This window comes from Microbacterium sp. T32 (assembly GCF_001619615.1).
GTDB lineage: Bacteria > Actinomycetota > Actinomycetes > Actinomycetales > Microbacteriaceae > Microbacterium.
Genome location: NZ_LQQP01000014.1, coordinates 23660 through 38479, shown reverse-complemented (window position 1 = coordinate 38479; position 14820 = coordinate 23660). Strand labels below are relative to the sequence as shown.

At 69.7% G+C, this 14820-nt stretch carries 13 protein-coding genes; 3 read left to right on the top strand and 10 right to left on the bottom strand.

Annotated features, from left to right (window positions below; translation table 11 throughout):
- Positions 1 to 170 precede the first annotated feature (170 nt).
- The 7 genes from AVW09_RS09405 to AVW09_RS09375 all read right to left on the bottom strand — a co-directional run bounded on the left by AVW09_RS09405 (position 171) and on the right by AVW09_RS09375 (position 8562).
- Positions 171 to 2135 (bottom strand): MDR family MFS transporter, encoded by a 1965-nt coding sequence (locus AVW09_RS09405; protein WP_063257834.1) that lies wholly within the window; start codon positions 2133 to 2135, stop codon positions 171 to 173.
- A gap of 207 nt (positions 2136 to 2342) precedes the next feature.
- On the bottom strand, positions 2343 to 2885 hold the full coding sequence (locus AVW09_RS09400; RefSeq protein ID WP_063257833.1) for an SRPBCC family protein: 543 nt from the start codon (positions 2883 to 2885) through the stop codon (positions 2343 to 2345).
- A 116-nt stretch (positions 2886 to 3001) separates the two neighbouring features.
- Entirely contained in the window at positions 3002 to 4897 is a 1896-nt protein-coding gene (locus AVW09_RS09395; RefSeq protein ID WP_063257832.1) for a YhgE/Pip domain-containing protein, read from the bottom strand.
- On the bottom strand, positions 4894 to 5643 hold the full coding sequence (locus AVW09_RS09390; RefSeq protein ID WP_197462601.1) for a hypothetical protein: 750 nt from the start codon (positions 5641 to 5643) through the stop codon (positions 4894 to 4896). Before AVW09_RS09390 ends, AVW09_RS09395 begins: the two co-directional genes overlap by 4 nt.
- A complete protein-coding gene (locus tag AVW09_RS09385) occupies positions 5640 to 6248 on the bottom strand; it encodes a TetR/AcrR family transcriptional regulator (RefSeq protein WP_022878555.1) in 609 nt (202 codons plus the stop codon). The genes AVW09_RS09390 and AVW09_RS09385 overlap by 4 nt, the downstream gene beginning before the upstream one ends.
- 123 nt (positions 6249 to 6371) lie before the next feature.
- Positions 6372 to 7814, bottom strand: a complete 1443-nt coding sequence (gene argG / locus AVW09_RS09380; RefSeq protein ID WP_063257831.1) for an argininosuccinate synthase — start codon at positions 7812 to 7814, stop codon at positions 6372 to 6374.
- Positions 7815 to 7824: 10 nt separating this feature from the next.
- Complete coding sequence (locus AVW09_RS09375) at positions 7825 to 8562, bottom strand: Pr6Pr family membrane protein (RefSeq protein WP_063257830.1); 738 nt, start codon at positions 8560 to 8562, stop codon at positions 7825 to 7827.
- A 114-nt stretch (positions 8563 to 8676) separates the two neighbouring features.
- On the opposite strand from AVW09_RS09375, the gene AVW09_RS09370 reads away from it, so the two are divergent.
- Together AVW09_RS09370 and AVW09_RS09365 are read left to right on the top strand one after the other, a co-directional pair.
- Positions 8677 to 9963, top strand: a complete 1287-nt coding sequence (locus tag AVW09_RS09370; RefSeq protein ID WP_063257829.1) for an adenylosuccinate synthase — start codon at positions 8677 to 8679, stop codon at positions 9961 to 9963.
- Between the two features lies 1 nt (position 9964).
- Positions 9965 to 11164 carry a lactonase family protein gene (locus AVW09_RS09365; protein WP_063257828.1) on the top strand — a complete coding sequence of 400 codons (1200 nt, stop codon included), beginning with the start codon at positions 9965 to 9967 and terminating at the stop codon, positions 11162 to 11164.
- Positions 11165 to 11200: 36 nt separating this feature from the next.
- Here AVW09_RS09365 and AVW09_RS09360 read toward each other — a convergent pair whose 3' ends face one another.
- Together AVW09_RS09360 and AVW09_RS09355 are read right to left on the bottom strand one after the other, a co-directional pair.
- On the bottom strand, positions 11201 to 11863 hold the full coding sequence (locus AVW09_RS09360) for a response regulator transcription factor (protein WP_197462600.1): 663 nt from the start codon (positions 11861 to 11863) through the stop codon (positions 11201 to 11203).
- Positions 11844 to 13127, bottom strand: coding sequence for a sensor histidine kinase (locus AVW09_RS09355; protein WP_197462599.1), 1284 nt, complete (start codon positions 13125 to 13127; stop codon positions 11844 to 11846). The genes AVW09_RS09360 and AVW09_RS09355 overlap by 20 nt, the downstream gene beginning before the upstream one ends.
- Positions 13128 to 13173: 46 nt before the next feature.
- Between AVW09_RS09355 and AVW09_RS09350 the strand changes: the two genes are divergently transcribed.
- Positions 13174 to 13944 (top strand): FtsX-like permease family protein, encoded by a 771-nt coding sequence (locus AVW09_RS09350; RefSeq protein ID WP_063257825.1) that lies wholly within the window; start codon positions 13174 to 13176, stop codon positions 13942 to 13944.
- A 128-nt stretch (positions 13945 to 14072) separates the two neighbouring features.
- Here AVW09_RS09350 and AVW09_RS09345 read toward each other — a convergent pair whose 3' ends face one another.
- Entirely contained in the window at positions 14073 to 14783 is a 711-nt protein-coding gene (locus AVW09_RS09345) for an NYN domain-containing protein (RefSeq protein WP_063257824.1), read from the bottom strand.
- Between the last annotated feature and the right edge of the window lie 37 nt (positions 14784 to 14820).

Below are 14820 nucleotides of genomic sequence, written 5' to 3'. Positions count from 1 at the left end.
GATGGGCGCGGGGTGATGCGCGCAAATCGTGCCGTGGCATCCACCGCTCCCACCCATAAACGCTCCCCCTCGGCAGAAACGCCCGGACAGAGCGTTTACGCCGAGGGGAAGCGTTTATGGAGCGGGACGGTGGGGCCGCAACGCGGGAGCGCCGCGACCCCACCCGAGCCTCAGCCGAGCGCGATGGCCTCGGCGGCCTTGCGCTCGGAGTCGGCCGACTCCTGCAGCGCCGACTTCGCACGCAGCGGGGGCGTCCGGAAGAACAGCGTCAGGACGAAGGCGATGAGCGCGACTCCCATCGCGACCCAGTACACGCTGACGCTCGACTGGTTGAACGACACCAGCAGGGGCTTCGTGAGGCGGGGGTCGGCGCCGTTCAGGAACGACGTGTCATCCATGGTGCTGTTGTCGAACGACGAGTCCGACGAGCTCGACATGTTGTCGATGATCTGCGGAACGGCCTGGTCGACGAAGGCCCGGCGCGCGGTGGCATCCGAGAAGTCCAGCGTCACCGTGCCGTCCGCCGCGATCTTCGCGACGAGCAGCTTCTCCTGGATCGCCGTGGCGGCCTGCTGGATCGCCTGCTGCTCGGCGGCGGCCGTGACCTGCGCCTGCGCGGCGGCGGGGATCGTCCCGGCCGCGACCTGCTGCGCCACGGCGGCGGAGGCGGCGTCCTTCGCCTGCTGCACGCCGTCCTGCGCACCCGTCAGCGCCGCGTCGGTGAGCTTCTCGACGAACGGGTCGTAGACCTTCGACATGATGCCCGCGTTGGCCGGAGCGGCCGCCACGGTCGGGTCGAGCGCGGCATCCAGGGCGTCCGTCAGCGTGCCCTGGTCGCGGAAGTTCGTCTGGAGGTTCAGCGGGACGAGCGTGAACAGCAGCGACAGCAGCACCGCGGTGCCGAGCGTTCCACCGATCTGACGGAAGAACGTCGAGCCCGAGGTCGCCACACCGATGTCGCGCGGACCGACCGAGTTCTGCGACGCGATCGTCAGCGTCTGCATCAGCTGGCCGAGACCGAGGCCGATGAGGAGCATCGCGCCGGCGATCAGCCAGTACGACGTGTCGTACTTGATGAAGGTGAGCGTGAAGAAGCCCAGCGCCATGAACGCCGTGCCGATGGTCGGGAAGATCCGGTAGTGGCCGGTGCGCGAGATGATCTGGCCGCTCACGATCGACGAGATCATGAGGCCGAGGATCATCGGCAGCAGCTGGAAGCCGCTCTCGGTCGGGTTCGAGCCGAGCACGAGCTGCAGGTACAGCGGGAGCGTGAGCATCGCGCCGAACATCGCGAAACCGACGAAGACACCGATGATCGTCGCCATCGAGAACGTCGAGGAGCGGAAGAGCTTCAGCGGGATGAGCGCGTCGTCCTTCATGCTGCGCTCGATGAGGATGAACGCCAGGATGCCGAGGGCCCCGACGATGTAGCAGGCGACGGCGATGGGCGAGGTCCAGCCCCACTCGCGGCCCTGCTCGGCGACGAGCAGCAGCGGCACCAGGGCGATGATGACGGTCGCCGCGCCGAACCAGTCGATGCGGACGGCGCCGTGGGGGTGACGCGGGATGTGGAGGAACCGCACCACGATGGCGAGGGCGACGAGGCCGATCGGCACGTTGATGAGGAACACCCAGCGCCAGCCGGCGAGGAAGAGGATCTCGGGCGCGCCCGCGAACAGGCCGCCGACCAGCGGGCCGACGACCGACGAGATGCCGAAGACCGCGAGGAAGTAGCCCTGGTACTTGGCGCGCTCGCGGGGAGCGAGGATGTCGCCCATGATGGCGAGCGGCATCGACATCAGGCCACCGGCGCCGAGGCCCTGGATCGCACGGAACGCGGAGAGCTCGATCATCGAGGTCGAGAAGCTCGCGGCGATCGAGCCGACGATGAAGATCACGATCGCGATGATGAACAGCGGACGGCGGCCGAAGATGTCGGAGAGCTTGCCGTAGATCGGCGTCGCGATCGTCGACACGATGAGGTAGGCGGTGGTCACCCACGCCTGCTGGCTGAGTCCGTTGAGGTCGTCACCGATCGTGCGGATCGCGGTTCCGACGACGGTCTGGTCGAGCGCGGACAGGAACATTCCCGCCATGAGCCCGAAGATGACGAACAGGATCTGGCGGTGAGTCATCACCGGGGTGCTTCGAGTGGTCGGGGTCGACACGGCAGCAGTGGTCACGTTTCCTCGATACAGAGAGGGCCGAACAGAGAGTGCCGCGTGAAGGGTCATACGCGGCGCGAGGCGGGTCGGCGGACGGGCGTCGCCGACACCGGAGAAAGTTGTGTTTTGTCAACTATAAGGCCGTCGAGCGGCTTCGCATTCCCGTTTGCCGCAGGTTCAGATATCCGATTCCTGTGCGTCGCTCTCGGCCTGCGGCGACGCTGCGCCGTCCGCGGGGTCGGGAGTCACCGGCCGCGCTTCGAGCTCGCCCCGCTCGCGCTCCTCCCGTCGGCCCTCCGCGAGGAACGCGAGGCGGTTCAGACATTCGTGGTTGCGCAGGACCAGCAGGGGGCGCCACAGGATGCCAGGGAGCACAGCCGGCAGCCCCGACACCGGTTCCTCGGCGATCGTGACGGCGATCCCGTCCCCGTGCGGGCGCACGTCGAAGCGGATCACGCCGCGGCCGAGCGGCCCTGCCTTGGGTCGCAGTCGGACGCGGCGCGGCGGGTCCCACTCGACCATCTCGGTGGTGTCGTGCACCATCACGGGCCACACGCCCAGCGAGTGGTGGATCCGGGCGCCTTCTTGCGGCCACTCCGGGTCGACGTCGCGCATCCGCGCGGCCCCCACGACCCACACCGGGTACAGCCAGCCGTCGGCGAGCACGGCGAACAGGTCGTCGGGCGTGCAGCGCATCAGGCGGGTGTTGCGGGCGGCCATGGCATCCCTTCGCGATCGTCGTGGAACGACCCTACGGCGCGGTGCGTGCGGGCGCACGGTCTTGACGCTGCGCGAGCCGCCCGCGACCGCGCCGAGAAGGAGGCCGCCCGCCCGCGTCAGCCGATCAGGCTCGGTTGCAGGTCGCGGAGCGTGCGGTGGTGCGTCATGCGCGTGACGCCGATCGCCGCGAGCAGCACACCGCCCACCAGCCACGCGCCGAGCACGGCGAGGTCGGTCCCGACGCGGCTGATGTCGCCTCCGTACATCACCTGCCGCATGGCATCCACGACGTATCCCATCGGCAGCACGTGGTGCAGCGCCGCGAGCGGCCCGGGCAGCGTCTGCCACGGGAACGTGCCGCCGGCCGTGACGAGCTGCAGCACCATGAGGACGAGCCCCAGGAACTGGCCGACGGATCCGAGCCACACGTTCAGCGCGAGGACGATCGCCGCGTACGTCGCCGAGGCGAAGATCAGGATGCCGAGGGCGGCCCACGGATTCGCGAACGAGAACTGCAGTGCGAACGCGAGGATCGTGAACAGCCCGACCATCTGGACGGCGCCGAGGCCCGCAGGGGTCAGCCACCCCGCGAGCGTCACGCGGAACGGCGACCGCAGCGCCGTGACCGCGCGCTTGGACACCGGCTTCACGATGAGGAACAGGGCGTAGATGCCGATCCAGCCGGCCAGCGCCGCGAAGAACGGGGCGAGGCCCGCGCCGTAGTTCTGCGCCTTGGTGATCGAGGTCGACCCGACGTTCACCGGGTCGGAGATCGTGTCGGCCTGCGCCTGCCGGGTCCGGTCGTCGGAGTCGGGGATCTGCTGCACACCCGACGCGAGGCCGTCGCGCAGCTTCGTCGCTCCGTCCGACAGCTGCCCGAGGCCGCTGTCGAGCTGGCTCGCGCCGTCGCGCAGCTGCGCGGCTCCGGTAGCCGCCGACGCGGCGCCGTCCGCGAGGGCCGACGCGCCATCCGCGGCGGTGGAGGCTCCGGATGCCACCTGCGCGCTGCCGGAGGCGACCTGACGCGCCCCGTCGTCGAGCGTGTTGATCTGCTGGACGGTGTCCTGCACGCGCGTGTTCGCCGCCTGCAGCCGGTCGCCCACCGGGTCGAGGCGCGAGAGGATCTGGTCGATCTGCGCCTGCGTGAGCCCGGCGTCCGCCAGAGCCTTCGCGATGTCCGCGCGAGCCTGGGGCAGCTGGGCCGCGGCATCCCCGGCGATCGAGCCGACCTGTCGCGCGGCGGCGTCGATGCGATCCACGCCGCCCGCGACCTGCTGCGCGCCGTCCGCGACGCGGGCCGAGCCGTCGCGCAGCTGGGCGGTTCCGTCGCGCAGCTGCGCGGCGCCGTCCGACAGCTTCGCGGTGCCGTCGGCGAGCTGTGCCGAGCCCGAGGCCAGCTGCGACGACCCGGACTTCGCGGTGCCGAGGCCGTCGACGAGTTGGGTCGCCCCGGTCGTGGCATCCACGAGGTTCATCCGGATCGTGTGCAGCGCATCGAGGAGCGTGAGGCCGGCCTCGTCGGTGACCTTCTTCGCCACCGATTCCTGGATGCGCGCGACGGCCTGCGAGCCGATCGTCGAGGCGAGGTAGTTGTTCGCGTCGTTCGTGCGCAGCTCGATCGAGGCCTGCCGAGGGGAGTCGCTCGAGAGCGAGGCGACGGCGTCGCTGAAGTCGGCGGGGAGCGTCACGATGAAGTCGAAGTCGCCGCGCTCGAGTCCGGTCGCGGCCTGGTCGGCGTCGACGCGATGCCACTCGAACGTGTCGCTGTCGAGCAGTTGGTCCGCTGCCTCATCGCCGAGGTTGCGCTGTTCGCCGTTGATCTGGGCGCCGCGGTCGTCGACGACGAGCGCGACGGGGACCTGTGACAGGTTGCCGTACGGGTCCTGGTTCGCCCACAGATACAGCCCGCCGTACACGATCGGCACGGCGAGAAGCGCCACGAGGGCGAGGATCGACATGCGGGTCGACGTGAGGCGGCGCAGCTCCGCCGCGATCATCTGCGGGATCTTCACCGGGCGTCCTCCTGACGGGTGTCGGCCTCGGGGGCGGGGTCTTCGGCGGGGTCGGGGTTCTCGACGGGTTCCGCGGCCGGGTCGTCGGCGGGTGCCGGCTCGAGCGCGGGTTCGGCGGCGACCACCGGCTCCAGCGCCCCGTCGCCCTCGATCGCACCCTGCGCCTCGAGCGCCGTGAGCGAGGCGTGCCCCGCGATCACGAGCACCGCGTACCCGCGCTCGGCGAACTCCTCGGCGATCCGCCACCAGGCGGCCGGTTGGCCGCCGTGCCGGTCAGGCGCGACGAGCACGAGCCCGTCGACGCCTTTCCGCAGCGCCGCGAGTTCGAGCAGCAGGCGGATCCGCTGCGGCGCATCGACGTTCCCGATCGGGAGGGATGCCACCGACTCCAGCCCGAGTCCCTCGAGCCACCGCTGCGCGGCGAAGGGCGTGGGCGCCTGTCCGGCGAACATGAGCTCCTCGGCGACCACGCCCGTGACGGTGACGTTCGACGAGGGTTCCGACACGACGGGCGCATCGACGAGGGCGACGCGGCGGCGGAGCTGACCGGCATCCGTCCGTCCGTCGATCGTGACGGACCCGCCGTCGATCTTCATCCGACCGGATGCCACGAGCCCGAGGACCGTGGGACGCTGCTCGGTCTCCGCGACGACGAGCGTCGCCCGCCCGGTCTCGAAGGAGGTGGAGGTCTCGGGGAGGGCGCGCTGCGCGCGTCCTTTCGTGACCGCGTCGAGGACGATTCTCACTGCGCCTCCAGGTCGGGGTGCTGAGCCATGAGCTGCCGGGCCTCGGTCCACGAGAGGCCGGCGATACCGAGGACCGCCGTGACGGCGATCTCGCGGGCCGCGGTCGATTCGGCGTCGACGCGGGTCACGACCATGCGTCCGGTCTCTTCGAGGAGGCGCGACAGGGTCGGGGCGGAGAGGTCGGTCCGCAGCTCGCCGGCGTCCTGGCCGCGGCGGACGATCGCGTCGATGCGGCGGCGGAGGGGAGCGAGGGATGCCGCGGTCTCGGACACGTGTGCGTCGTCGAGCGCAAGGGAGGCCGCGGCCTGCACGTGCGCGGCCTCGCGCCACAGCTCGGACACGAGGCGCGCGAGCGCGAGCCGCGAGTCGGGGTCGTCGATGCGGTCGGCGATGGCGTTGAAGCGCGCGGCGCCCGCGGCGATGACCTCGCGGACGATGGCATTGCGGTCGTCGAAGTGGCCGTACAGGGCGCGGCGCGAGAGGCCGGCGCGCGCGGCGATCTCGGCGATGGAGGCGTGGGGGTCGTGGCCGATCGCCGCGGTGGCGGCATCGACGATGCCGGCGCGGTTCTCCACGGCGTCACGACGGGTGGCGGGCGTTCTCACGTCACCCGACTATACGCCTATCTTGCACGCCCGTGTGCACTTTCCGTTCGTGTGAGGGGTCAAAAAGTGTCGCCTACGGCCGGAAGAAGCGACAGAAATTGACCCCTCGCGCGCTGGGCTGGGTCAGTCGGTGCCGGCGTCGAACGCGGCGGACTCTCCGGCGGCATCCGTTGCGTCGGCGAGACGCTCGTCCGCGGCGCCGACGGGAGTCGCGGGCTCGATGATCTCGCGGGCGCCGCCGACGGCGACGTCGCCGACGAGCTCACCGGTCGGGCCTCCGATGAGGCCGAGTCCCGCGTACTGCTCGAGGCGGGCGCGCGAGTCGGCGATGTCGAGGTTGCGCATCGTGAGCTGGCCGATGCGGTCGACGGGGCCGAATGCGGCGTCGCCGACGCGCTCCATCGAGAGCTTCTCGGGCGAGTACGACATCCCGGATGCCACGGTGTCGAGGATCGTGTAGTCCTCGCCACGGCGCAGGCGCAGGGTGACCGAACCCGTGATGGTGGAACCGACCCACTTCTGGATCGACTCGCGCAGCATGAGCGACTGCGGCTCGAGCCAGCGGCCCTCGTACATGAGGCGCCCGAGGCGGCGACCCTGCTCGTGGTAGGTGGCCAGGGTGTCCTCGTTGAGGATGCTGTTGACGAGGCGCTCGTACGTGATGAACAGCAGCGCCATGCCGGGCGCCTCGTAGATGCCGCGCGACTTCGCCTCGATGATGCGGTTCTCGATCTGGTCGCTCATGCCGAGACCGTGACGGCCGCCGATCGCGTTCGCCTCGCGAACGAGCGCCACCGGGTCGTCGAAGCGCGTGCCGTTGATCGCGACCGGGCGACCGGCCTCGAACTCGACCGTGACGTCCTCGGTCTCGATCTCGACCGCCGGGTCCCAGAACCGCACGCCCATGATGGGCTCCACCGTCTCGAGCGAGACGTCGAGGTGCTCGAGCGTCTTCGCCTCGTGCGTGGCGCCCCAGATGTTGGCATCCGTCGAATAGGCCTTCTCGGCGGAGTCGCGGTAGGGGAAGTCGTGCGCGACGAGCCACTCGCTCATCTCTTTGCGGCCGCCGAGCTCGGTGACGAAGTCGGCGTCGAGCCACGGCTTGTAGATGCGCAGCGCCGGGTTGGCGAGCAGTCCGTAGCGGTAGAACCGCTCGATGTCGTTGCCCTTGTACGTGGAGCCGTCGCCCCAGATGTCGACGCCGTCCTCCTTCATCGCGCGGACGAGGAGGGTGCCGGTGACGGCGCGGCCGAGGGGCGTGGTGTTGAAGTAGGTGCGTCCGCCCGAGCGGATGTGGAACGCGCCGCACGCGAGGGCGACGAAGCCCTCCTCGACGAGGGCGGTCTTGCAGTCGACCAAGCGCGAGATCTCGGCGCCGTACTGCGTGGCGCGACCGGGGATCGAAGCGATGTCGTCTTCGTCGTACTGCCCGAGGTCACCGGTGTAGGTGCAGGGGACGGCGCCCTTGTCGCGCATCCACGCGACGGCGACCGAGGTGTCGAGACCCCCCGAGAAGGCGATGCCGACGCGCTCGCCGACGGGAAGGGACTGCAGGACCTTGGACATGCCCTCGATTCTATTCGGGACGGATGCCGGCCCCCGAAACGCCCGAACCCGGGGCCACCGCCCGGCGTCGCCCGCGGAGGCGCCCGACCCCGATCGCGATCGCGCCGAGTCCGAGGATGGCGATCGCGATGCCGACGGAGTAGAGGGCGACGCCGCCGTAGCCCCACGGCTGCACGTGGGGGTTCAGGAACGGGTACGGGTACCACCACGCGTTGCCGGTGCGGAAGTCGAGGGTCAACGGTCCGCGCACGAGCGTGTAGACGAGCCACACGATGGGGAAGACGGCGATGGTGCCGATGGTCGTCCAGGGCAGGGCCCGTCGGCGCGGGGCGAGCAGAAGGTCGAGCAGGAAGAACAGCGGTGCCCAGACGTGCAGGATCTCGTTCGACCACGGCACGGTCGACCCCTGGGGGAGAGGGATGTTCCGCAGCAGCAGGTTGTAGACGATCCCGGTGATCAGCATGTAGGTCGTGACACTCACGAGGACCGTCGCGAAGACGCGGGAGTCGACCGTTCCGGGCCGCAGCAGGAGGACGGCGCCGATCACGAGCACCACCATCGAGGTGGCGTTGGACAGGATCGTGAAGAAGCTGAAGAAGTCGACCACCGTCTGGGCGATCGGCCAGCCCTTCTCGGCCGAGATGCTGATGGATCGGACGAGCTGGCCGATGATCGCCGCGGCGATCGCGCCGGCCGCGCCGAAACGCAGGATGCTCCAGACGATCGTGCCGGCCCCGGTGTCGCGCATGAGGAGAAGATATCGGGCGCTGCGCGCGAGGGCCACGGGGCGGAGCCGGACGGTCGTGTCGTACCCCCCTCGATAGGATGGGGTGTACCGCCGGATAACACGCGAGGAGCGCACATGCCCGGAATCGTGATCGTCGGCGTCCAGTGGGGCGACGAAGGCAAGGGCAAGGCCACCGACTTGCTCGGTGAGCGCACCGACTGGGTGGTGAAGTTCAACGGCGGCAACAACGCCGGTCACACCGTCGTCATCGGCGACGAGAAGTACGCGTTGCACCTGCTGCCCAGCGGCATCCTGTCTCCCGGGGTGAACCCGGTCATCGGCAACGGCGTCGTGATCGACCTCGAGGTGCTCTTCAACGAGCTCGAGGCGCTGAACGCCCGTGGCCTCGACACGAGCCGGCTGCGGATCAGCGCGAACGCGCACATCATCACGCAGTACCACCGCACGCTCGACAAGGTCACCGAGCGCTTCCTCGGCAAGCGCATGATCGGCACGACCGGTCGCGGTATCGGCCCGGCCTACGCCGACAAGATCAACCGCGTCGGCATCCGCGTGCAAGACCTGTTCGACGAGAACATCCTGCGGCAGAAGGTCGAGGGCGCTCTCGACCAGAAGAACCACCTGCTCGTGAAGATCTTCAACCGCCGCGCGATCACCGCCGACGAGATCGTCGACGACCTGCTGTCGTACGCCGACCGCGTCCGCCCCATGGTCAGCGACACCTCGCTGCTCCTGAACGACGCCCTGGATGCCGGCGACGTCGTCGTCTTCGAGGGCGGCCAGGCCACGATGCTCGACGTCGACCACGGCACCTACCCGTTCGTCACCTCGTCGTCCGCCACCGCGGGTGGCGCCGCGACCGGATCGGGCGTCGGACCCAACCGCCTCGACCGCATCGTCGGCATCGTGAAGGCGTACACGACCCGCGTCGGCTCCGGCCCGTTCCCGACCGAGCTGTTCGACGAGAACGGCGACTACCTGCGCTCGCGCGGCTTCGAGTTCGGCACGACGACGGGCCGCCCTCGCCGCGTCGGCTGGTACGACGCCCCCATCACGCGCTATGCCACGCGCATCAACGGCATCACCGACCTCGTGCTGACGAAGCTCGACATCCTCGGCGGTCTCGAGCAGATCCCGGTGTGCGTCGCGTACGACGTCGACGGGGTTCGGTTCGACGACCTGCCGGTGAACCAGACCGACTTCCACCACGCCAAGCCGATCCTCGAGTACCTGCCCGGGTGGAGCGAAGACATCTCGACCGCGCGCACCTTCGAGGAGCTGCCGCAGACGGCGCAGGACTACGTCCTCGCTCTCGAAGAGATGAGCGGCACGCGCATCTCGGTCATCGGCGTCGGTCCGGCCCGTGACCAGGTCATCGTCCGTCACGACCTGATCGACTGACGTGCGGTTCTGGGTCGGCGCCTACGCCCCCGACGCGGGCTCGGCCGAGGGCATCGGCATCCTGCAAGCGGGTGACGTCGACTCGGTCTGGGCGTCCGGTCCCCTCGGCATGGTCGGCACCGCCGTCGCAGCTCCCGGTTCGCCGTCGTGGGTCGCGTCGCACCTACAGCTCGACGTGCTCTATGCCGCCCTGGAGTCCGAGGGCACGGTGCAGGCGTACCGCCGCACCGGCGAGACGAGCCTCGCGCCGCTCGGCGCCCCGGTCCCGGCCGGTGCCGCCGTCTGTCACGTCGCCGTCGCCCCCGACGGAACGTTCCTCGTGGCGAGTTGCTGGGGCGACGGTCGCGTCGTCCGGATTGCCCTGGATGCCACCGGCCGTCCCTCCGCTCCGGTGATCGCCGCGGCAGCGAACGACCCGTACGGCTCCACCGACGATCCGTTCGTCGTCGACACCGGCGCGGCCGTCTCCGGCGCTGCGGTACCCGACCTCGCGGCCGCCGCGCGGGCGCTGCGCGAAGCCGCGGGCGAGGAGTACGGGCACCTCGTGCCGGAGTACGACGCTCTGCCCGAGACCGACGCCGAGTCCGAGGAAGCCGTCGTCGGCGCCCGCGTCTCACGCGCGCACGAGACGATCGTGCTGCCGCGCGGCCTCCTCGCCACGACCGACATGGGACTCGACCTCGTCCGCTTCTGGCGCTCGACGGATGCGGGTCTGCGCCTCACACAGGAGGTCGTGCTGCCGAAGGGCAGCGGACCGCGGCACGGGGTGTGGCATCCGTCCGGCCATCTCTACGTCGTGACCGAGCTCAGCCGCGAGGTCTTCGTCCTGACCCCGGATGCCGAGGGCCGCTGGCGCGTCGTCTCCGGTGAGCCGCTGCTCGGCACACTCGAGGGCGACACCGCCGCCGAGCTGAGCACGAGCCGCGACGGCACGACGCTCTACGCGGGCGTGCGGGGCAGCGACACGATCGGCGTGCTCGCCGTCCGCGGTGCGGGCGAGGCGCTGCAGTTCACCGCGCTCGCGGAGGCCGGAACGCACTGGCCGCGGCACCACGTCGTGGTCAACGACACGCTGCTCGTGGCCGGTCAACTCGCCGACGAGATCGTGTCGCTCCCGCTCGACGCCCGCACGGGCGTCCCGGGCCGCGTGCGCCACCGCACCGCGTCCCCCTCCCCGACGCGCCTGTTGCCGATGCGCTGAGCGGGGTGCGGACGGCCGAGCCGCGGTCGCGCGGTGTCACGGTCGTGCAGCCTGGAGATAGGTCAGGACTGCTCGGACGCGGCGGTTCTCCTCGACCGGGCCGAGGCCGAGCTTGGCGAAGATGTTGCCGATGTGTTTGCTCACGGCGGCATCGGTGAGGAAGAGAACGCCGGCGATATCGGTGTTCGACCGTCCGTCGGCCATGAGCGCGAGCACCTCCCGTTCCCGCGCTGTGAGGCCGTCGAGCGGTCCCGCGAGGGATTCGCTGAGAAGGTGCTGCACCACATCGGGGTCGATGACCGTTCCACCCGATGCGACGGTCTCGAGCGCGGACGCGAAGTCCCGGATGCGGTTCACGCGGTCTTTCAGTAGGTAGCCGATCGCGCCTTCGGGGAGGGTGAGGAGCTCGCGGGCATAGGTGTCGGCGATGTACTGCGAAAGAACCATGACGGGCTGGGACGGATGAAAGGTCCTGATCTCGAGAGCGGCGCGGAGCCCATCGTCGCCGTGGCCCGGTGGCATCCGCACATCGGTGAGGACGAGGTCGGGCGGTTCCTCGGATTCGGTGAGCTGGTCGAACGCCTCGAGGAGTCCAGGCGCGCTCTGCGCCGTTCTGGCGATGGTGTGGCCCAGCCGTTCCAGGAGAGCGATCAACGCTTCGCGCAGCAGCGCGGAGTCCTCAGCGAGCAGAAGACGCACGCTGCTCACCGCTCTCGGTGAGGACCGGGAGCCTAGCGTTCAGAGTCGTCGGTCCTCCTTGTGGGCTGACGATCGTGAACTGTCCGCCGAGGGTGTCGGCGCGCTCACGCAATCCGCGGAGTCCGGTACCGGCTTGCTCGTCCGCGCCGCCCTGCCCGTCGTCGGTGACGGTCACGGTGAGCGTCTCCTCCTCGACACGGGCGTGGACGATCAGCCGGGTCGCATCGGTGTGCTTGGCGGCGTTGCTGATCGCCTCGGTGACGAGGTAGTACGCGGCAGTCTCCACCGACGACGGGAGCCTGCCGAAGTCCGCAACGTCGAGGCTGAGGGGGACCGGGGTGCGGTCGGCCAGTTCGGCCAGGGCGGGGCGGAGCCCGTGATCGGTGAGGATGGCGGGATGGATGCCGCGCACGGTGTTGCGCAGTGTGGCCATCGCGCGCTCCGCTTGGCCCTGCGCCGCGTCGAGGGCATCGCGGGCCGAACCGGTGGCCGTGCCACGCGCGGCGAGGTCGTCCAGTTCGAGGCTGACCATGCCGAGCCGGGCGGCGAGGGTGACGAGCTCCTGCTGCACGCCGTCGTGCAGGTCCCGTTCGATGCGTCGGCGCTCGGCCTCGAACGCTGCGACGAGCGTCGACCTCGACTGGACGAGTCGTTCCACGTTGCGGGCGAGTTCCCGGTGGCGGGGACCGCACAGCATCCGGAGGAGCGTTGCCTGCGCGGCGGCGAGCACCGCATTCAGATAGGCGAACACGAACAGGGCGAACAGAGCGATCGGGACGACCAGCCACCAGTTGTCGGGTCCCACGACGATGCGCACATCGGCGAACAGGGTGATGCGGTTGGGGCCACGGGCTCCCGAAAGACCGACGAAGACGAAAACGACCAGGCACACTCCCTGAACGAACAGAACAGCCAGTGCCACCCAGCCGAGCACCAGATCGATCACCAGCCCGGCTGACTCCCGCCAGGTGGCCCCTTCGTTCACGCGCACGGCGAGCCAGATGTGACGTTGCTCGCGCGTGAGAGGCACGTGCCCCGACGTCTGGCGAGGGAAGCCGAGGAGGCGGGTGCGGCGGCGTTCGAGCGCACCGATGGCGATACCCCACAGCGGCAGGAGCAGGAACGTCGCGATCATCGCGGGCAGCAGGACGACACCGATCGCCGCGCTCGCCAACAGGTAGACGAACGCGAGCCACGGCCATCGGCTGAACAGAAAACGCCACGGCCGACGCATCAGCGCGTGCCACGCGTTTCCGTGTCTCACGCCGCCGATCACGGCGCTGCGCGACCCGGAACCCCCACGAGTCACGATGGGATGGCCCCGCGTCGTCCTCACCGCTGCTGCCCTCGGCGGCACGATCACACTCGCGGTGAACCTCGACGGCGACGCCTCCCTCTCGGCGTTCTCCGGCCAGGCCATCCTGCTGACCCCTCTCATCGCCGGCACTCTCGCCGCAGCCGGACCGCTCGTCTTCCCGTCGGTGCTCCGCGCGTGGACATCGCTCATCCCGCCGAGCGCATCGGCATCCTGGTTCTTGGCTCGCACTTCCGCCCGATATCGACTCAGTCAGTCCAGCGCGGCGGTCGGACCGCTCATGGTGGCGATCGCCCTCGCCGGCGGTCTCTACACCACGGGTGCGACACTCGCGGCGGCCCAAGCCGCGCGAACCGGTAGGAGTGAGGGATTCGACTTGGCTCCCGAGAGCGTCGTGATCCTGCTGGGCGGTCCGCTGCTGCTCTCGGCGGTCACGGCCGCGGCGACCGTGTTCATGTCTGCACACGCCCGCGAGCGGGAGTTCGCCCTCATCCAAGCAGCCGGTTCTACCCGGGGCGCGATACTCCTCACGGCGCTCTGGGAAGCCATGATCTACGCCGTCACCGCCGCGTTGCTCGGCACCGTCGCGACGATCCTCGGTGGCTTCGTCATCGCCGCCGAATTGTCTCTTCCGTTCTCGACGGTGTCGTTCGCGACGATCGGCTGGGTCGCGGGTGGAGGCTTCGTCCTCATCCTCGCCGCAATCGTCGTTCCGACGACGGCGGCCCTGCGGCACGAGTTGCCCCGCACGCTGGCGACCGAGTAGGCCTACGGGGCCCCGGTGGTATCGACGCGGCTGCTCCCGATGCGCTGAGCGTATTGCGGCGGCAGGGAAGTCGCCGGAGATTTGATCGCCGCGATGCTAGCCTGGTGCGACACCCCCGGACGCTTCGGCTACCGGTTAGAAGGCCCCGCTTCCGCGGGGCCTTCGGATTTTCTGCACCAATGCTCCGGGCGATGCAGTGTCTGACGTCCTTGTGTGATCACATCGGGCAGTTGGCTGGACGTCAGCGCATCCTGGGTCACGCAGGCTACGAGGGCGGGCTCGGTGTGTTTCAGCGCCTTGCTCTGGCGCGCCGTCGGCAGGGGACTGATCCACCCGACCGAGACGCCCAACTCTTCCTGGAGCGTCCGGATGGTTGTCACTTGGTCGGAGTCGTTGGTCAACAAGCAGTACAGATCAGCTGCGCCGCGGTGAGCGTCGAGAATCATCCGCACCGCGAGGTTGACGTCAGAGCCCTTCTCCTCCGTCTTCCTCACGGGCACACGAACGAGGGCTCCGTCCGGGCCGAGTTCCGCGGGGTGCTTGGGCATCAAGCGCTGATCAACGCGATACATGCCGTAGTGAGAAGTGACGCGTCCTGTCGCCTCCAGCGCCCGGATGTACGTCTGCTGGCGAATGGGTCCCTGCGGGTCGTCGCCTACTCCCGCGCGGACCAACGCGGTGAAGGAGTGAACGTGTAGAACGCGGTGCTCAAGCAGAAGCCGGTCGATCAGAGCCGGAATGTCCAGCCATCTGGCCTCTGGGTATCGCTCCAGGCACTGTCGGTAGAGGTTGAATTCATCGACATAGACGATGGCGGTGGGGCGTTCCGGGGCTGGCATGCGGCGGAGTCTAGGGTCGGCTCATCCTCGAGATCCG

Coding starts and splice junctions, on each gene's coding strand:
- AVW09_RS09405 (WP_063257834.1), bottom strand. CDS start 2,135: ATGACTCACCGCCAGATCCTGTTCGTCATCTTCGGGCTCATGGCGGGA.
- AVW09_RS09400 (WP_063257833.1), bottom strand. CDS start 2,885: ATGGCCGCCCGCAACACCCGCCTGATGCGCTGCACGCCCGACGACCTG.
- argG (WP_063257831.1), bottom strand. CDS start 7,814: ATGTCCAAGGTCCTGCAGTCCCTTCCCGTCGGCGAGCGCGTCGGCATC.
- AVW09_RS09375 (WP_063257830.1), bottom strand. CDS start 8,562: ATGCGCGACACCGGGGCCGGCACGATCGTCTGGAGCATCCTGCGTTTC.
- AVW09_RS09370 (WP_063257829.1), top strand. CDS start 8,677: ATGCCCGGAATCGTGATCGTCGGCGTCCAGTGGGGCGACGAAGGCAAG.
- AVW09_RS09350 (WP_063257825.1), top strand. CDS start 13,174: ATGGGATGGCCCCGCGTCGTCCTCACCGCTGCTGCCCTCGGCGGCACG.
- AVW09_RS09345 (WP_063257824.1), bottom strand. CDS start 14,783: ATGCCAGCCCCGGAACGCCCCACCGCCATCGTCTATGTCGATGAATTC.